This window comes from Streptomyces sp. SID13666 (assembly GCF_010548325.1).
Lineage (GTDB): Bacteria > Actinomycetota > Actinomycetes > Streptomycetales > Streptomycetaceae > Actinacidiphila > Actinacidiphila fildesensis.
Genome location: NZ_JAAGLX010000016.1, coordinates 79,634 through 97,008, shown reverse-complemented (window position 1 = coordinate 97,008; position 17,375 = coordinate 79,634). Strand labels below are relative to the sequence as shown.

Genomic DNA, 17,375 nt, shown 5'->3' with positions numbered 1-17,375 from the left:
GCTCGCCTTGTGCGCGGCAATCCAGGAGCACCTATGCGGGCCTTCGTATTCCCAACTATGGTTCCTGCCAAACGTCGAGCGGCCGCGCGCAACGTAAGCCACCGGGGTGGGTGGCGGTGTTGGGTGGCTATCAATTGCGCGGGAGCGGTGCCATGGCCAGCTTGACGACAGGCCGCGAACGTTTGTTGTCCGCCACGGACGAGTGGGACAGGCTGCGACGGCTCGCGACGGATCAGGGCACTTGTATGTCCGGATACCACAATCTCAACCACGTGGTCGAAATCCCCTCCCACCTGGCGGAGTTGCTGGACATTCCGCCGGCCACGAAGGTCAAGCTGCGCACTCCGCGCTCCGACTCACTCACCGTCGTCGAGCGCGTCTGGTCCGACGAGGGTGCGGTACTGGACGCGCTCGCGGGGCTGCCGGGCATCGCCGACACCCCGCGGTGCTTCGCCCGGCGGGACGGTTTCTCCGTCCACGAGTACGTCGAGGGAGCCACGCTCTCCCAACTGTGCTCGCCGGGGAAACCGCTGGAGGATCGGTTCCTCGATCAGATCGTCGAACAGCTGGCCGCCTTCACCCGGGTGCCGGCGGCGGCTCTGCCGCCGCTGCCGGCGCGCTGGGCTCGTCACGGAGACAGCAGGGCCTTCCTTCGCGGCCGGGCGGACTTCGCCGAGCGTGAGGTACGAGCCCGCAACTGGCCCGAGTTCGGTTCGCTCTTTACGGAGCTGGGAGTACCGGAGGACGCGTTGCGCGGGCTGCGCGACCGGCTCCCCGCGATGGCGTCGCGCCCGTTCGCCCTGCTCCACGCTGATCTGCACCGCGACAACCTGATCGTCCGCGAGGGCGGTGGCGAACTGTGCCTCGTCGACTGGGAACTGGCGATGTGGGGGGACCCGCTCCATGACCTGGCCGTGCACCTCGTCCGGATGCGCTACCCCCCGGAGCAGGAGCGCGAGGTGATCGAGCGGTGGCGGTGCGCGGTGGGAGCAGCGACGCCGCGGGCGGTGCGGGGGCTGGACGCCGACCTGCCCGCGTATCTCGGCTACGAACACGCCCAGTCGCTCTTCGCGGACACCCTGCGGATCGCCCGCGCGCTGGCGCCGAGTCCGGAACCGGGCCGGGTCGAAGCGGGCGCCTCCCTGGTGAGGGGCGCGCTGCTGGTGGCCGAGGAACCGCTGCGCCTCGTCGGCGTTCCGACGCTCACGGAGGTGGCACGCGCCCTGGTGCGCTGGTGCCGGCGCGCCGACGGGCACGCCTCGCCCGTCACTGCAGGCCGAGGGCCATCCACTTGGCCGGGTCGGTGAGCGGTTCGAAGCCGATCTTCGCGTAGACGCCGTGGGCGTCGGCGGTGGCGAGGAGGATGCGGCGCAGGCCGGAGGGGGCGAGGTGGTCGCGGACGGCGGTCACCAGGGCGACGCCGAGGCCTTTGCCGCGGGTGGCCGGGTCGACGTAGACGTCGCAGAGCCAGGCGAAGGTGGTGTGGTCGGTGACGACACGGGCGTAGGCGAGCTGGGCGCCGGAGACGGAGTCGTAGAGGCCGAAGTTGAGTGAGTTCGCGATGGCGCTGTCCTGCTTCTCGCGGCTCCGGCCCAGCGCCCAGTAGGCGTCGGTGGAGAGCCAGTGGTGGATGCGGGCGGCATCCAGCCGGGCGGGGTCCGTCGAGATCTCATAGGTGTCGTCGTCCATGGCGGCGAGGCTGCCAGGCGGGGGCGGCGGCGTCGACCCGATATCCGCGTCGTCCGGGTCGGTGCCGCACATCGGTGCAGCGTTGCTTACCTATGCAGCGGAGAACTATTAACTGGACCTTTACTGTCGTTGTGCGTCACGCTCGACGGATGGACCTAGACCGGCCGCTCGGCGGCATCCACGTGCCCTTGATCACGCCCTTCGACGCCGACGGGACGGTGGCCGCCGCCGCGCTGGAAGGTCTCGCGCACAGCGCCCTCGACGGGGGCGCGGCCGGACTCGTCGCGCTCGGCACCACGGCCGAGGCCGCGACGCTCGACGCGAAGGAGCGCGGCATGGTCACCGCGATCGTCGGCAGGGTGTGCCGGGAGCGAGGGGCCTGGCTGACGGTTGGCGCCGGATCGAACGACACCCGGCGCTCCGGCGCGGAGCTGCGCGCGCTCGCGGGCACCGAGGCGGCGGCCGCGCTCGTTCCTGTGCCGTACTTCACCCGGCCCTCCGAGGCCGGGGTGGTCGCGCACGTCGAGGCGCTGGCGGCGGACAGCCCGGTGCCGTTGATCATCTACAACATTCCGTACCGCACCGGGCAGACGCTCGGCATCGAGGCGCTGCTGCGGCTGGCCGCGATCCCCGGCGTCGTCGGGGTGAAGCACGCGGTCGGCGGGATCGACCAGGACACGGTGGCGCTGCTCGGCGCCGAGCTGCCCGGCTTCGCCGTCCTCGCGGGCGACGACGTCTTCGCCCCCGCGCTGCTCGCCCTCGGCGCGGCCGGTGCCGTGCTCGCCTCCGCGCATCTGCTGACCGAGCGCTGGGTGGAGCTGGCCAGGACCGGCGACCGGGCGCTGGGGCACCGGCTGGCGGCCCTCGCGGCGGCGGTGTTCGCCGAGCCGAATCCCACCGTCATCAAGGCCGTGCTGCACGCCCACGGCCGCATCCCGGGACCCGGCGTACGGCTGCCGCTGCTGCCGGCCGGCGGCCCATCGCTTGAGACGGCTCTCCGGGCATGGGACGCGGCGGGGGATACTCGGGTCCGTACGCACGCATTGATCGGAGAAGCGTCATGAGGATCGGAATCGTCGGAGCGACCGGCCAGGTGGGCGGAGTCATGCGCAAGGTGCTCGCCGAGCGCGCCTTCCCGGTGAAGGAGCTGAGGCTGTTCGCCTCGGCCCGTTCGGCCGGGAGCACACTGCCATGGCAGGACGGCGAGATCGTCATCGAGGACGCCGCCACGGCCGACTACTCCGGGCTGGACATCGTCCTGTTCTCGGCGGGCGGCGCCGCTTCGCGGGCGCTGGCGCCGAAGGTCGCCGCGGCCGGTGCGGTCGTCATCGACAACTCCTCCGCCTGGCGGCTGGACCCCGAGGTGCCGCTGGTCGTGTCCGAGGTCAACCCGCACGCGATCGCGGACCGCCCCAAGGGCATCATCGCCAACCCGAACTGCACGACGATGGCCGTCATGCCGGTCCTGCGCCCGCTGCACGACGAGGCCGGCCTGACCGCGCTGATCGCCACCACCTACCAGGCCGTCTCCGGCTCCGGGGTGGCCGGCGTCGCCGAGCTCGACGGCCAGATCTGCAAGATCGCCGACCAGGCCGCCGCGCTCGCCTTCGGCGGCGAGAACGTCGAGCTGCCGGAGCCGGGCGTCTACGCCCGCCCGATCGCGTTCAACGTGCTGCCGCTGGCCGGCTCGATCGTCGACGACGGCAGTTTCGAGACCGACGAGGAGCAGAAGCTCCGCAACGAGAGCCGCAAGATCCTGGAGATCCCGGAGCTGAAGGTCTCGGGCACCTGTGTGCGCGTGCCGGTCTTCACCGGGCACTCGCTGCAGGTCAACGTGCGCTTCGAGCGGCCGATCAGCGTCGAGCGCGCCTACGAGCTGCTGGCCGCCGCCCCCGGCGTCGAGCGCTCCGAGATCCCCACCCCGCTGCAGGCGGCCGGCCAGGACCCGACCTTCGTCGGCCGGATCCGCCGGGACGAGACCGTGGAGAACGGCCTCGCCCTCTTCTGCTCCAGCGACAACCTCCGCAAGGGCGCGGCCCTCAACGCCGTCCAGGTCGCGGAGCTGGTCGCGGCGGAACTGACCGCCGCGCGCTGAGCCCGGCGCGGAAGGGTCCCTGAGCCCGGCACGGAAGGGCCCCGAGCCCGGCGCGGAAGGGCCCCCGAGCCCCACCGCGCACCCGAAGCGTCACCGCGCCGACGCCCGTACGTGCTGACCGCCGTCAGAACGCCTTGCCGGCCTCCTCGGCGATCAGCACGTACGACGTCTTCCCGTCCAGCGACTCGCGGATGATGTCGGCGTGTCCGGCGTGCCGGGCCGCCTCCTCGATGAGGTGCAGCAGCACCCAGCGGGCGTTGACCCGCATCCCGGCCGGGAACCACGGCGCCTCCGGCAGCGGGACGCTGCCCTCCAGGTCCGGCAGGCCGAGGATGGTCTCCTCGGTCTGCCGCGCCACGGCCTCGTACTCCTCCAGCACCCCGGCCACGGTCTCGTCGCCGACCAGCTGGAAGTCCTCGTGCCAGTTCGACTCGTCGCGCTTGCGGGCGGGCGCCCGCCCCATCAGCGTGGTCTGGACCCAGTTGTCCTCGCAGCCCAGCGCGTGCTTGATCAACCCGCTCAGCGACAGCTCGCTCGCGCTCGGCCGGGACGCGGCCTGCTCGTCGGTCAGGCCGAGGACGGCCCGGCGCAGGGCGCCGCGCTGTGCCTCCAGGAAGGCCAGCAGGGCGTCCCGCTCGCTCTGCTCGCCGGTCTTTCCCGTGTGCACCAGTGTCGGCATGACGGCCACCTCTCGTTCGGTCTCGATGTCTCGACTCTAGAGATCCATGCGGTCAGGTTCTGTCCGCATCAGGTTCTGTCCGTATCCGCGTCTGTCCGCATCCGCACCTGGGCAGCGGAAAGGTGTCAGGCGCCGAGCAGCCGGCGCGGCCCCGGCCCCTGCTCGCCGAGCGCGTCGTGCGGATTGGCCAGATGGCACTTGTCGATCGACAGACAGCCGCAGCCGATGCAGTCGGTGAGATGGTCCCGCAGTTGCTCCAGCTGGGCGATGCGGCTGTTCAGGTCGTCGCGCCAGCACTCCGAGACGTTCGCCCAGTCCGCGCGGTTCGGCGTCCGTCCCTCCGGCAGCAGACCGAGGACCTCGCGGATCCGCGCCAGCGGGATGCCGACCCGCTGCGAGACCCGGATGAACGCGACCCGGCGCAGCGTGTCGCGGCTGTAGCGGCGCTGGTTCCCCGAGGTGCGCCGACTGCGGATGAGCCCCTCGCGCTCGTAGAAGCGCAGCGCGGACGGGGGGACGCCGCTGCGGTCGGACAGTTCACCGACAGTGGCTTCCTTGGCGTTCCAGGGGAGTTGGGTCATGGCCGCCACAGTAGCGCCGGATATGAACCAACGTTGAGGTATTGGCCCACGGACCCCTGTCGGGAGGAGTCCGCGGATCCCTCCCGACAGCACCCGGAAAAAACTTTCGCGGACGTGTCGATCCGGACGTCTCCCGTTCGACGCATCAGTAGGAGCAGGGTTCGCACGACGGAAAACGTACGAGAAGGAGCCACCGCGATGCGCTACATGATGATGCTGAGGATCGAAGAGAACACCGACATGGTCCCCAGCGAGCAGCTGATGGAGGACATGGGCAAGCTCATCGAGGAGATGACGAAGGCCGGGGTGCTCCTCGACACCGGCGGTCTGCGGCCGACCGCGGAGGGCACCCGCATCAAGCTCTCCGGCGGCAAGCTGACCGTGATCGACGGGCCCTTCACCGAGGCGAAGGAAGTCATCGGCGGTTACGCGATGATCGAGACGAAGAGCAAGGAGGAGGCGCTGGAATGGGCCTCGCGCTTCCTGCGGATCCACGGTGACGGCTGGGAGATCGTGTCGGAGATCCGGCAGATCGAGGGGCCGAACGACTGACCGCCTCCGGCGGCCCGCCGCACTCCTCCCGCGGAAGGTTGCCGTCGCGCTGACGAGGGTGCTCTGATGGGTCGCCATGACGGAACCCAGCGCCCGCCCCGACGCCCACCGCGCGATCGAGGCGGTGTGGAGGATCGAGTCGGCGCGGCTCATCGCCGGTCTCGTACGGCTGGTGCGCGACATCGGCCTCGCCGAGGAGCTGGCGCAGGACGCCCTCGTCGCGGCGCTGGAGCAGTGGCCCGGGTCGGGCGTCCCGGACAACCCGGGCGCCTGGCTCATGGCCACCGCGAAGCACCGCGCGATCGACCTCCTGCGCCGCAAGGAACGGCTCGCCCGCAGGATCGACGTGCTCGGGCACGAGCTGGAGACCGCGGGGCACGGCGCGCCGGCCGACGTCGAGGCCGTTCTCGACGGTGACATCGAGGACGATCTGCTGCGGCTGGTCTTCACCGCCTGCCATCCGGTGCTCTCCACCGAGGCGCGCGTCGCCCTCACGCTGCGGCTGCTGGGCGGGCTGAGGACCGAGGAGATCGCGCGCGCGTTCCTCGTCCCGGAGTCGACGGTCGCCCAGCGGATCGTACGGGCCAAGAAGACGCTCGCCGAGGCCCGCGTCCCCTACGAGGTGCCGGCCGGGCCGGAGCTGGCCGACCGGCTGTCGTCCGTCCTCGAGGTCATCTACCTGGTGTTCAACGAGGGGTACGCGGCGACCGCCGGCGACGACCTGATGCGTCCCGCGCTCTGCGCGGAGGCGCTGCGGCTGGGCCGCGTGCTGGCCGGGCTCATGCCGAAGGAGCCCGAGGTGCACGGCCTCGTCGCGCTGATGGAGATCCAGACCTCACGGTCGGCGGCCAGGACGGGACCGGAGGGCGAGCCGGTCCTGCTGCTCGACCAGGACCGTGCGCGCTGGGACCTGCTGCTCATCCGCCGCGGGTTCGCCGCGCTGGAGCGGGCCGCAGTGCTCGGGGGCCCGCCCGGCCCGTACGCGCTGCAGGCGGCGATCGCCGCCAGCCACGCCCGCGCCCGCACCCCGGAGGAGACCGACTGGCGGGCGATCGCCGGGCTCTACGAACAGCTCGCCGCGCGCGCCCCGTCGCCCGTCGTGGAGCTGAACCGCGCGGTCGCCCTCGCCATGGCGTACGGGCCCGCCACCGGGCTGGAGCTCGTCGACACGCTGACCTCCGAGCCGTCCCTGGCCGGCTACCACCTGCTGCCGACCGTCCGCGGCGATCTCCTCGCCCGGCTCGGCCGCTACGAGGAGGCGGGGCAGGAGTTCACCCGCGCCGCCGCCCTCACCCGCAACGCCCGCGAGCGCACCCTGCTGGAACAGCGGGTGGCGGACTGCGAACGCCGCAGGGCCGGAACCGCCCCGACGGGGTGAGGCGTTAGGCCGTGACGGCTCTCACACGGCGCAATCGAGCCTTTTGCAAGCGATGTGCTTGCAATAGTTAGCAACGATGGTGCAGCATCGGGACATGGCTTCACTGAACGTCGGCAACGTCGGCGAGTACCTGCGGGAGCAGCGGCGCAGCGCGCAGCTGTCGCTGCGGCAGCTCGCGGACGCCGCCGGGGTCTCGAACCCCTACCTCAGCCAGATCGAGCGCGGGCTGCGCAAGCCCAGCGCCGAGATCCTGCAGCAGCTCGCCAAGGCGCTGCGGATCTCCGCGGAGACCCTGTACGTCCAGGCCGGAATGCTCGAGGAGCGCGACCGGGACGAGCTGGAGGTCCACGCGGCGATCCTGGCCGATCCGACGATCAACGAACGGCAGAAGCAGGTACTGATCCAGATCTACGAGTCGTTCCGCAAGGAGAACGCCGTGGTGGAGGAGCCGGTGCCCGCGGACCCGCTGCCGGCGGACCCGTTCCCGGCGGACCCGGTGCAGCCGAAGACCGCTTGACCGGCGCGTATGGCAGCGCGCCCAGCAGACCGTACGCATGACCACGCGCCGACAACCCCCGTCCGGGAGGACCCTCATGGCGATCACCGATGACATTGTGAAGACGCTCAAGGACCCGACTCCGCTCTACGCGGTGGCCGGTACCGCCGACCTCGCCGCCGAGAAGCTGCAGCGGGTGCCCGCGCTGATCGAGAAGATCCGCGCCGAGGCCCCCGAGCGGTTCGAGAAGATCCGCAACACCGACACGAAGGTGTTCCAGGACCGCGTCACCGCGCAGGCCAAGGAAGCCCAGACGAAGGTGACCGAGGCCTTCGGCTCCGTCGAGCTGGACCTGAAGAAGATCGGCGAGTCCGTCCAGGACTTCGCGCTCCAGGGTGTCGGCCGGGCCGCCGAGGCCGCCGTGAAGGTCCAGGAGACCTACGGCACGCTGGCCGAGCGCGGCAAGGGCGCCGTGGCGACCTGGCGCGGCGAGGTGGCCGACGAGATCGAGGAGATCGCCGTAGCGGTCGAGCCCGACCCGCGGCCCGCCGCCCAGCCCGTCGCGGCCGAGGCTTCGGTGCCCGCGCCGGCGAAGAAGCCCGTCGCGAAGAAGGCCCCCGCCAAGAAGCCGGCGGCCAAGCCGGCCGAGTAGTGGACGCTTCTCAGCAGGACGCCTCTCAGCAGGACGCCTCTCAGCGGGACGGGCCGGGCACGCAGCGCGTGCCCGGCCCGTTGTCCCTGCAGGACCGGTACGGTGGCGGCGACGGTTTCCCGGGCGTACGGACGAGCTCGGCCATACGGACAAGGCGGTGGACGGCGTGCTGATCACGGGGTTCTTCGGGGTTCTGGCCCTGTTGTCATGGGGGCTGTTCCTCTTCGCGCTGTTCGCGTTCATCGATTCCGCGATCCGCCGCGAGGACGCCTACCGCGCGGCGGACAAGAAGACCAAGCCGTTCTGGCTGATCGTTCTCGGGCTCGCCGCCGTGGTGATGAAGTTCTTCTCGATCTTCTCGTTCCTGCCGGTCATCGGCCTGATCGCGGTGATCGTCTACATGGTCGACGTCCGCCCGGCCCTGAAGCAGGTCTCCGGCGGCGGCCGCGGCGGCCGGCGCGGTGGCGGCAGCAGCAGTGACGGCCCCTACGGACCGTTCAGCCGCTGAAACCCGCGCGGACCGCGTTCAGCCGCTGAAACCTGCGGGGACCGCGTTCAGCCGCTGAAACCCGCGGGGACCGCGTTCAGCCGCTGGACCGCTGGATCTGGGCCGGCAGGCCGAGGATCCGGGCCGGGGCGACACGGTCGAGCAGCACGACGGCCACATCGTCCGTCAGCTCCCCGCCGTTCAGCTCACGTGCCTCGGTGACGGCCGCGTCCAGCAGGTCCTCGCCGCGCAGTCCGCCGGCCAGCTGACGGGTGATCATCCCGACCATCCCGTCCTGGCCGAGCCGCTGTGTGCCCTGGCCGATCCGGCCCTCGATCAGCCCGTCGGTGTAGAGCATCAGGCTCCAGGACGCGCCCAGTTCGACCTCGATCCGGCTCCACGCGGCCTGCGGCAGCAGCCCGAGCGCCGGGCCGCCCGCCTCGTACGGCAGCAGCCGCGGCACCCCGTCGGCGCCGGTCAGCAGCGGGGCCGGGTGCCCGGCCAGATACAGATCGGCGCGCCCGCCGTCCGGTGCGATGTCCAGCGTGCAGAGCGTCGCGAAGATCTCGTCGTCGGCGCGCTCGTTCTCCAGCACCTTCTGCAGAGTGCTCAGCAGCAGGTCGCCACTGAGCCCGGCGAACGTCAACGCCCGCCAGGCGATCCGCAGTTCGACACCGAGCGCGGCCGCGTCCGGGCCGTGCCCGCAGACATCGCCGATCATCGCGTGCACGGTGCCGTCCGATGTGCGCACCGTGTCGTAGAAGTCGCCGCCGAGCAGCGCGCGGCTGCGGCCCGGCCGGTACCTGGCCGCGAAGCGCAGATCCGCGCCCTCCAGCAGGGGGGTGGGGAGCAGTCCGCGTTCCAGCCGGGAGTTCTCCTGGGCGAGCAGCCGGGTCTCGGTGAGCTGGCGCTGCGCGAGGTCGGCGCGCTTGCGCTCGACGGCGTAGCGGATCGCCCGGGTCAGATGGGAGCCGTCGAGCTCGTCGCGGGAGAGATGGTCCTGCGCGCCGATCCGTACCGCCTCACCGGGCTCGCCCACCTCACCCGCACCCTCCCCGGTCAGCACGAGGACGGCCGTGGTGGGCGCGAGGCGCAGCAGCCGGCGCAGGCTCTCCAGCCCGTCGCCGTCGAGGACCAGCAGGACGCAGTGCACGTCGTCGGTGAGCAGCCGCTCGGCCTCGGTGAGATTGCGGGCCCGGCGGATGCGTACCCGGTTCCCGCCGCCGTCGAACAGCTCGGGCGCGGTGAAGGTGCCCGCCGGATCGTCACCGATGACCAGCAGCGTCAGCGCCGGCACGGAGGCGTCCTGGCGCTGCCGGGGTACGGGCAGCACGGCGAAGCCGTCCGCCTCACCGGCGCGCGGTACCTCTGTTGCGGTCATCGGACTGATCCTTCCCTCCCCCCGAGGGTCATTGACAGGCGACCATAGCGGCAGCGCGCGGTGTGGCGGGAGGCCACGAGGTAAACCGCCTGTGTCATATGCAGCGGTCAGGAGGGGATTTCAGCTCCGATACGACGATCCGGGCATGACAAACGTCACCCGGCCTCCGTACTTCATTCACAACATGTGCAACATCGGTCACCCGGGACGGTCACCCGGGACGGACCACACCCAGGATCCGCATGGAGCCCGCCCCCGCCACGGTGACGTTCCTGCCGGGCCGCGGGGCGTGCACGATCGCGCCGTCCCCGACGTAGATCCCCACATGGCTGGCGTCGTCGAAGTAGATGATCAGGTCCCCGGGACGCATCTGGTCGACCGGCACGTGCGGCAGCAGCCGCCACTGCTCCTGCGACGTCCGCGGAATGTTCCGGCCCGCCGCCGCCCACGCCTGCTGCGTCAGCCCGGAGCAGTCGTACGAGGACGGCCCGTCCGCGCCCCACTCGTACGGCCTGCCGATCTGCGCCGCCGCGAACGCCACCGCACGCCTGCCCTGCGCGCTCGCGTCGCCCGCCGCCTTGGGCAGTTGTGCCAGCTTCTTCGCCGCGTCGCTCCGCGTCCACGCCAACTGCGCCTGGTACGCGGTCTCGTCCTCGAGCCGCCGCAGCCGCAGGCGCTCCTGCTCCTTCAACGAGGCCAGCAGCGCCTTCGCCTGCGCGAGCCGTGACTCGACCTGGGCCTTGGCGGCCGCGGACTTCTTCCGGGTCTCGACCAGGGCCTCCCATTCGGCGGTGGCCGCGTGCGCGTAGCCGTCCAGCGCCGCTTTGGTGGACTTGAGGTCGCTGATGGTGGTGTTCGCGGCCCGCGCGCCGCGTTCCGCCAGGCTCGCGTCGTCCAGGAACGTGTCGGGGTCGGAGGACAGCGCGAGCTGTATCCCGTCCGGCATCCCACCGCTGCGGTACTGCGCCCGCGCCATCGCGCCCACCTGGTCGTTCAGCGTGCGGAGCCGCGTCTGGGCGTTGTCCAGCGAGATGGCGAGCGCGACCAGGTTCTTCTGCTGGACGAGCACCTTCTCCTCGGCCGCGTTGAACGACTCCGTGGCCGCTTCCGCCTGGCGGTAGAGGGTGTTCACCTCGGCCTGCACCTGGGCGAGCGTCCTGGGCCGGTCGGCGTGCGCCGCCCCGGGCACCGCCAGCGTCGCTGCCGCGCAGAGCAGGGCCGTACACACGACGGTCGCGCCGCGCGATGGTTTCGCCACCATCGTCACCACCTCGTATCAGACGGATCGTCAGGATCGTCACATGGGTGGGGATGGTGCCACGAGGTGCCGCAATGCGACAGGGGCAGAAGGGAATTGGCGGCGGGTCGTGCGGGTCGGCCCCGAGCCTCGCGCGGTACCAGGGTGTGTCAGGCCTGCGCTCCGCGCGGCGCCAGCGCCTCCCAGCGCACCGTGACCTCGCCCTGCCGCCAGCGGTCCGCGCGATCCGTGACGGGCCAGCCGCTCTCCGCCAGGAGGCGCACACTGCGGATCCAGCGCTGCCGCGCGCCGAGTGACGCGAACGGCGCCGCCGTCGCCCACGCCCGGTCGAACTCCGTCAGGAACGCGTGCACCGGCTCGCCCGGGACGTTCCGGTGGATCAGCGCCTTCGGCAGCCGCTCCGCCAGATCGGACGGCCGGTCCAGCGATCCCAGCCGGGTCGCGAACGTCACCGTGCGCGGCCCCTCGGGCCCGATCGCCACCCACACATGCCGGCGGCCGATCTCGTCGCAGGTGCCCTCGACGAGCAGCCCGCCGGGCGCCAGCCGGGCGCGCAGCCGGTCCCAGACGGCCGGCACCTCGGCCTCGTCGTACTGCCGCAGCACGTTCGCCGCCCGGATCAGCAACGGCCGTCGCCGGTCCGGAAGAGGCACTTCGAACCCGCCGTGCGCGAACGTCAGCCCGTCCCGCCGGTACGGCTCCGCCGCGGCGACCCGGGCCGGATCGATCTCCAGCCCGACCACTTCGGCATCGGGCCGGACGGTACGCAGCCGCCCCAGCAGCTCGACCGCCGTCCACGGCGCCGCCCCGTACCCGAGGTCCACCGCCACCGGATCGGCCGCCCGCCGCAGCTCGGCCCCGAGCGCGCACGCGATCCACCGGTCCATCCGGCGCAGCCGGTTCGGATTCGTGGTGCCACGGGTGATGGTGCCGACGGGTCTCGCCATGGTTCGACTTTAGGTGCTGGCACCACGGGCGCAGGCGCGGGTGCATCGGCCCCGGCCCCCGCACCCCACGGAAAAAGTTCGGCAAAGCGGAAATGGGAACGGTCGGTTCCGGCGTTCCACGGTTGAACGGACCCGTCCGGCCGAATGGAGAGCGGCGTGACCCAGCACATGGCACGGCTCGGTGCCCTGCGCGGCTACGCGCAATCGCGCGGTCACGCGCAGTCGCGCCGACTGCGCTGGCCCGCCCACGGCCGTAACGCTCCACGCCGCGTGGCGATGCTCAGCGTGCACACCTCGCCCCTCGACCAGCCCGGCACCGGCGACGCCGGCGGGATGAACGTCTACATCGTGGAACTCGCGAAGCGCCTCGCCGAGATCAACATCGAGGTCGAGATCTTCACCCGCGCCACTACCGGCGCCCTCCCGCCCACCGTGGAGCTCGCTCCCGGTGTCCTCGTCCGGCACATCGACGCCGGCCCCTACGAGGGACTGGCCAAGGAGGAGCTGCCCGCCCAGCTCTGCGCCTTCACTCACGGGGTGATGCAGGCCGAGGCCGGCCACCGCCCCGGACACTACGACCTCGTGCACTCGCACTACTGGCTGTCCGGCCATGTCGGCTGGCTCGCGGCCGAGCGCTGGGGCGTCCCCCTCGTACACGCCATGCACACCATGGCGAAGGTCAAGAACGCCGCGCTCGCCGAGGGCGACACCCCCGAGCCGGCCGCCCGCGTCATCGGCGAGACCCAGATCGTGGAGGCCGCCGACCGGCTGATCGCGAACACCGACGAAGAGGCGGACGAACTGGTCCGGCACTACGGCGCGCAGCCCGCCAAGGTGGCCGTCGTCCATCCGGGGGTGAACCTGGACCGGTTCCGCCCGGCCGACGGCCGCGCCGCCGCCCGGGGCCGCCTCGGTCTGCCGCAGGACGCCGTGATCCCGCTGTTCGCGGGCCGCATCCAGCCGCTCAAGGCCCCTGACGTGCTGCTCCGCGCCGTCGCGGTCCTCCTGGACGAGGACCCGTCGCTGCGCGAGCGGCTGGTCGTCCCGGTGGTCGGCGGTCCCAGCGGCAGCGGCCTCAGCAAGCCGGAGCGGCTGCACAAGCTGGCCGCGCGGCTCGGCGTGAGCGACGTCGTACGGTTCCAGCCGCCGGTCGACCAGCAGCGGCTCGCGGACTGGTACCGGGCCGCGACCGTGCTGGTGATGCCCTCGTACAGCGAGTCCTTCGGGCTGGTCGCCATAGAGGCGCAGGCCTGCGGCACACCGGTGATCGCCGCGGCCGTCGGCGGGCTGTCGGTGGCGGTCAGGGACGGCGAGACCGGTTTCCTGGTCCCCGGCCACGACCCGGCCGACTACGCGCGGGCGCTGCGCCGCTTCATCGACCAGCCGCACCTCGGCGAGCAGCTGGGGGAGGCCGCCGCCCGGCACGCCCGGGCGTTCGGCTGGGGGAGGGCGGCGGCGTCGACCGCCGACGTCTACACCGACGCGATGCAGGAACACCGTCGTCACCTACGATCGGCTCATGGCTGAGCAGGGGCAGACAGCACGAGCGGGACAGGCCGAGCAGGCCGCCCGCGACACCGTCGAGCAGGCGCTCAAGGAGGCCGGGCTGGAGTGGGAGAGCCCGCAGCCCGGCACCTTCGTCGCCAAGATCCCCGGCACGCGCAAGCTGTCCACCACCTGCTCGCTGATCGTCGGCAAGCACACGCTCTCCCTCAACGCGTTCGTCGTCCGGCACCCCGACGAGAACCAGGAAGCGGTCTACCGCTGGCTGCTGGAGCGCAACCTCCGGCTGTACGGGGTGAGTTACGCGATCGACCGGCTCGGCGACGTCTATCTCACCGGCCGGATCCCGCTCGCCGCCGTGACCGCCGACGAGGTCGACCGGCTGCTCGGCGCGGTCCTGGAGAACGCGGACGGCTCGTTCAACACGCTTCTCGAACTCGGATTCGCGGCCTCGATCCGCAAGGAGTACGCCTGGCGCGTGTCGCGCGGTGAGTCGACGCGCAACCTGGACGCGTTCACGCATCTGACCGGCGCGGACAAGCCGGCGGCGACCGACGACTGACCGCACAGCGGCGAACGAGCTGCAGCTCCACCACCTAATACGGTCCGACCCCTTCCCGCCGCCAGCCGGGACATGGCACCCTCATGCCGTCGCACATCTGAATAGCGTTCAGATACGTGAAAGGCGGGGTCATGGCGATCAGTCGCAGGAGACTGCTCACGGGAGCAATTCAGGTCAGCACGGCGGCGGTGGCCGCCGGCGCGCTCGGCAGCCGCACCGCCTTCGCGGCCGCACCGAACGCACCGGCCGCACCGCCGTCGACCAGCGTGCCGTCCCCCCTCTGGGCGGAGTTCAAAGCCGCGCCTTACACCCACCCGCAGATCCCGAACGTCGCCCGCGCGGGCTACAACGGCGGCGAGCGGAACTTCCCCCGCCGCCCCGTCCGCGCCAACGTCCTGCACTACGGCGCCAAGCCGGACGGCTCCGCCGACGCCGCGCCCGCCATCAACCGGGCCATCGCCGAGGTCGGCAAGCGCGGCGGCGGCACGGTCCTGCTGCCGCGCGGCACCTACCGGATCGACGACGTCATCCAACTCGGCTGGAGCAACGTCACCCTGCGCGGTGAAGGCAGCGGCACCACCAAGCTCTTCGCGACGCGCTCGCTCACCGAGATCATCGGCGCCTACGGCAGCCGCTACGGCGGCAACAAGTCGTCCTGGTCCTGGGCCGGCGGCCTGGTCTGGGTCTGCCCGCGCGAGCGCTACCGCACCCTCACCGACGCGATCAAGGCCAAGGCCTGGCCGTTCGAGGGCTGGACCGGCAACAAGCGCGACGAATGGCAGACCTTGGCCGCCATCACGGCCGTCGCGAAGCAGGGCGACTTCACCGTCACCGTCGACGACCCGTCCCGCCTCCGGCGCGGCGACCGCGTCCTGCTCCAGCTCGCGGACGACGCCGGACACACCCTGCTCGACCACATGGCGGGCGACGTGGACGGCGCCGCCACCTACGACTGGTCCGACAAGACCAAGGTGCTCTCGTACGTCCCCTACGAGTGGCCGGCCCGCGTCACCGGCATCCGCGGCCACCGCGTCACCCTCGACCGGCCGCTGCCGCTCGACACGCGCCTCGGCTGGGCGCCGAAGCTGACGACGCTCATCGACCCCGTGGTCAACTCCGGTGTCGAGGGCCTCACCATCGAGATGGTGGAGACCCCGCAGGCCCAGCATCTGCTCGACACGGGCTACAACGGCCTGGTCCTGCAGTGCGCGTGGGACTGCTGGGCGGACGACGTGCACGCCGTCAACGTCGACAACGGCTTCCTGCTCGTCGCCGCGAAGGGCTCCACACTCCGCCGCACCCGCGTCTCCGGGCGCGGCAGCCACCACCCGTACTGCTGCCGCGAGGGGTCCCACGACAACCTGATCGAGGACTTCGCCATCGACCAGCGCACCGTCATCCCCGCCCCGGCGGGCACCCAACTGCACGGCATCAACGTCGAGGGCCTGTCCAGCTACAACGTCTGGTCGCGCGGGCGGATGGACATGGGGACGTTCGACACCCACCGCGGACTGCCGTTCGCCAACGTCCGCACCGAGATCACCGTCTTCAACGACGGCTCGCACGGCGGCGACGCCAGCGCCGGGCCGCTCTACGGCGCCCGCTTCACCCACTGGAACGTCACCGTCGCCAACGGCCGCGCGGGCTGCGTCAGGATCGACGACATCGCCCCGTACAGCGCCACGGTGGGCATCTCCGAGGTCACCCCGTTCGGCCAGATCGACGTCCCGGACTTCACCGGCCCGCTCCACTCCCGCCTGGAGTCCTACGGCACCCCGGCGGTCACCCCGCCGAACCTCTACGAGGCCCAGCGCCACCTCAACGGCTGCTCCTGACGGCAGCAGCGGATGCCGGTGCCGGCCCGGAGGCCGGCACCGGCCCCTCCATCTCCACCGCTTCCACCAGTACTTCCGCGCTCTGCACCGTTCCCCGCGTCCGCAGCAGCGTCCAGTACCCGGCGGCGGCGACCGTGCCGACGACCGCGCAGGCTCCCCACGCCGCGCTGCCGCCCCAGTGGTCGAGGGCGAAGCCGCCGGCCAGCGGGCCGACGAAGGAGGCGGCGGACCAGGAGAGCGAGAACATGCCCTGGTAGCGGCCGCGGGCCCGTGCCGGCGCGAGGTCGGCGACGACCGACATCGAGGCGGGGGCGTGCACGATCTCGCCGAGCGTCCACACCGTGACGGTGAGGGCGTAGAAACCGACGGAGCCGGCGAAGGCGGTCAGGCCGAAGCCCCAGCCCATCAGCAGGGTGCCGGCCGCGAGCAGCGCGGCCGGGCTGCGGCCGGTCATCATGCGGGTGACCGGGATCTGGAGCAGTACGACCAGCAGTCCGTTGAGGCCGATGACCAGCCCGTACTGGCTCGCGGTGAACCCGGAACGGCCCATGTCGACCGACAGGGTGGTGGCCCCCTGCTGGCCCACGGTCCCGAGCAGGAAGGTCAGCCCGACCAGAGCCATGAACCGCCGGTCGCGCAGCACCTGGCCGAGCCCGGCGGGCTCCTCGTCCACGGTCGCCGAGGCCTCGACGGCCGGCAGCGTCTCCTTGACCTTCCAGAAGACGACGAACGCGCACAGCAGGGTCATCAGCGCGTCGCCCAGGAAGAGCCAGACATAGCCCTGGGCGGCGATGAGCCCGGCGACGCCCGCCGAGACCCCGAAGCCGATGTTGATCGCCCAGTAGTTGAGGGCGAAGGCCCGCACCCGGTCCTTGGGCGGCACGAGGTCGGCCAGCATCGCCTGGAGGGCCGGCCGGGAGGCGTTGCTGGTGACGCCCACGAGCCCGGCGACCGCCGCGATCGCCACGGGGTGGGTGACGAAGCCGAGCAGGGCGGTGACCGCGGCCGTGCCGAGCTGGGCGACGAGCATGGTGGCGCGCCGCCCGACGCGGTCCGCGAGAACGCCGCCGACGACGGACGCGACCGATCCGCCGAGCCCGTAGAGGGAGGCGACGAGACCGGCGTAGGAGGCGGAGAAGCCCCGGTCGACGGTCAGGTAGAGCGCGAGGAAGGTGACGACGAATCCGCCGAGCCGGTTGACCAGTGTGCTGGTCCACAGCCACCAGAACTGGCGCGGAAGCCCCGACATGGTCTCGCGCACAGCCCGTCTGACGTCCGGC

The 17,375-nt window shown here is 71.8% G+C and carries 18 protein-coding genes; 11 read left to right on the top strand and 7 right to left on the bottom strand.

Annotated elements, in window-relative coordinates; genetic code table 11:
• Nucleotides 1-245 precede the first annotated feature (245 nt).
• On the top strand, nucleotides 246-1,307 hold the full coding sequence (locus tag G3I60_RS21650) for an aminoglycoside phosphotransferase family protein (RefSeq protein ID WP_164295055.1): 1,062 nt from the start codon (nucleotides 246-248) through the stop codon (nucleotides 1,305-1,307).
• On the opposite strand, the gene G3I60_RS21645 is transcribed toward G3I60_RS21650, so the two are convergent.
• On the bottom strand, nucleotides 1,267-1,689 hold the full coding sequence (locus tag G3I60_RS21645; RefSeq protein WP_164295097.1) for a GNAT family N-acetyltransferase: 423 nt from the start codon (nucleotides 1,687-1,689) through the stop codon (nucleotides 1,267-1,269). The two genes, G3I60_RS21650 and G3I60_RS21645, sit on opposite strands and share 41 nt — an antisense overlap.
• Before the next feature lie 149 nt (nucleotides 1,690-1,838).
• Between G3I60_RS21645 and G3I60_RS21640 the strand changes: the two genes are divergently transcribed.
• On the top strand, nucleotides 1,839-2,753 hold the full coding sequence (locus G3I60_RS21640) for a dihydrodipicolinate synthase family protein (RefSeq protein ID WP_164295054.1): 915 nt from the start codon (nucleotides 1,839-1,841) through the stop codon (nucleotides 2,751-2,753).
• Complete coding sequence (locus G3I60_RS21635; RefSeq protein WP_138354068.1) at nucleotides 2,750-3,784, top strand: aspartate-semialdehyde dehydrogenase; 1,035 nt, start codon at nucleotides 2,750-2,752, stop codon at nucleotides 3,782-3,784. Before G3I60_RS21640 ends, G3I60_RS21635 begins: the two co-directional genes overlap by 4 nt.
• A gap of 124 nt (nucleotides 3,785-3,908) precedes the next feature.
• Here the strand turns inward: G3I60_RS21635 and G3I60_RS21630 are convergent, their stop codons facing one another.
• A complete protein-coding gene (locus tag G3I60_RS21630; protein WP_164295053.1) occupies nucleotides 3,909-4,463 on the bottom strand; it encodes a DinB family protein in 555 nt (184 codons plus the stop codon).
• Between the two features lie 125 nt (nucleotides 4,464-4,588).
• A complete protein-coding gene (gene soxR / locus G3I60_RS21625) occupies nucleotides 4,589-5,044 on the bottom strand; it encodes a redox-sensitive transcriptional activator SoxR (protein WP_138354070.1) in 456 nt (151 codons plus the stop codon).
• Nucleotides 5,045-5,242: 198 nt separating this feature from the next.
• On the opposite strand from soxR, the gene G3I60_RS21620 reads away from it, so the two are divergent.
• The 5 genes from G3I60_RS21620 (at nucleotide 5,243) to G3I60_RS21600 (ending at nucleotide 8,630) form a co-directional block, all read left to right on the top strand.
• Complete coding sequence (locus tag G3I60_RS21620) at nucleotides 5,243-5,596, top strand: YciI family protein (protein WP_138354071.1); 354 nt, start codon at nucleotides 5,243-5,245, stop codon at nucleotides 5,594-5,596.
• Between the two features lie 76 nt (nucleotides 5,597-5,672).
• A complete protein-coding gene (locus tag G3I60_RS21615; protein ID WP_164295052.1) occupies nucleotides 5,673-6,974 on the top strand; it encodes an RNA polymerase sigma factor in 1,302 nt (433 codons plus the stop codon).
• A gap of 94 nt (nucleotides 6,975-7,068) precedes the next feature.
• Nucleotides 7,069-7,491 (top strand): helix-turn-helix domain-containing protein, encoded by a 423-nt coding sequence (locus tag G3I60_RS21610; RefSeq protein WP_232485410.1) that lies wholly within the window; start codon nucleotides 7,069-7,071, stop codon nucleotides 7,489-7,491.
• 76 nt (nucleotides 7,492-7,567) lie between these two features.
• Nucleotides 7,568-8,122, top strand: a complete 555-nt coding sequence (locus G3I60_RS21605; protein WP_138354073.1) for a hypothetical protein — start codon at nucleotides 7,568-7,570, stop codon at nucleotides 8,120-8,122.
• A gap of 166 nt (nucleotides 8,123-8,288) precedes the next feature.
• Nucleotides 8,289-8,630, top strand: coding sequence for a DUF2516 family protein (locus G3I60_RS21600; RefSeq protein ID WP_164295096.1), 342 nt, complete (start codon nucleotides 8,289-8,291; stop codon nucleotides 8,628-8,630).
• 76 nt (nucleotides 8,631-8,706) lie between these two features.
• Here G3I60_RS21600 and G3I60_RS21595 read toward each other — a convergent pair whose 3' ends face one another.
• From G3I60_RS21595 to G3I60_RS21585, 3 genes are all read right to left on the bottom strand, one after another.
• Nucleotides 8,707-9,990 (bottom strand): PP2C family protein-serine/threonine phosphatase, encoded by a 1,284-nt coding sequence (locus G3I60_RS21595; RefSeq protein ID WP_164295051.1) that lies wholly within the window; start codon nucleotides 9,988-9,990, stop codon nucleotides 8,707-8,709.
• Between the two features lie 211 nt (nucleotides 9,991-10,201).
• Nucleotides 10,202-11,251, bottom strand: a complete 1,050-nt coding sequence (locus G3I60_RS21590) for a C40 family peptidase (protein WP_164295050.1) — start codon at nucleotides 11,249-11,251, stop codon at nucleotides 10,202-10,204.
• 146 nt (nucleotides 11,252-11,397) lie between these two features.
• Complete coding sequence (locus tag G3I60_RS21585; RefSeq protein ID WP_164295049.1) at nucleotides 11,398-12,195, bottom strand: class I SAM-dependent methyltransferase; 798 nt, start codon at nucleotides 12,193-12,195, stop codon at nucleotides 11,398-11,400.
• A gap of 168 nt (nucleotides 12,196-12,363) precedes the next feature.
• On the opposite strand from G3I60_RS21585, the gene mshA reads away from it, so the two are divergent.
• The 3 genes from mshA (at nucleotide 12,364) to G3I60_RS21570 (ending at nucleotide 16,095) form a co-directional block, all read left to right on the top strand.
• Nucleotides 12,364-13,722 carry a D-inositol-3-phosphate glycosyltransferase gene (mshA, locus tag G3I60_RS21580; RefSeq protein ID WP_138354148.1) on the top strand — a complete coding sequence of 453 codons (1,359 nt, stop codon included), beginning with the start codon at nucleotides 12,364-12,366 and terminating at the stop codon, nucleotides 13,720-13,722.
• Nucleotides 13,715-14,260: a YbjN domain-containing protein gene (locus G3I60_RS21575; RefSeq protein ID WP_138354077.1), complete on the top strand. Its 546-nt coding sequence runs from the start codon at nucleotides 13,715-13,717 to the stop codon at nucleotides 14,258-14,260. The genes mshA and G3I60_RS21575 overlap by 8 nt, the downstream gene beginning before the upstream one ends.
• 131 nt (nucleotides 14,261-14,391) lie before the next feature.
• On the top strand, nucleotides 14,392-16,095 hold the full coding sequence (locus G3I60_RS21570; RefSeq protein WP_164295048.1) for a glycosyl hydrolase family 28-related protein: 1,704 nt from the start codon (nucleotides 14,392-14,394) through the stop codon (nucleotides 16,093-16,095).
• Here G3I60_RS21570 and G3I60_RS21565 read toward each other — a convergent pair.
• Nucleotides 16,079-17,344 carry an MFS transporter gene (locus G3I60_RS21565; protein ID WP_164295095.1) on the bottom strand — a complete coding sequence of 422 codons (1,266 nt, stop codon included), beginning with the start codon at nucleotides 17,342-17,344 and terminating at the stop codon, nucleotides 16,079-16,081. The genes G3I60_RS21570 and G3I60_RS21565 overlap by 17 nt on opposite strands.
• Between the last annotated feature and the right edge of the window lie 31 nt (nucleotides 17,345-17,375).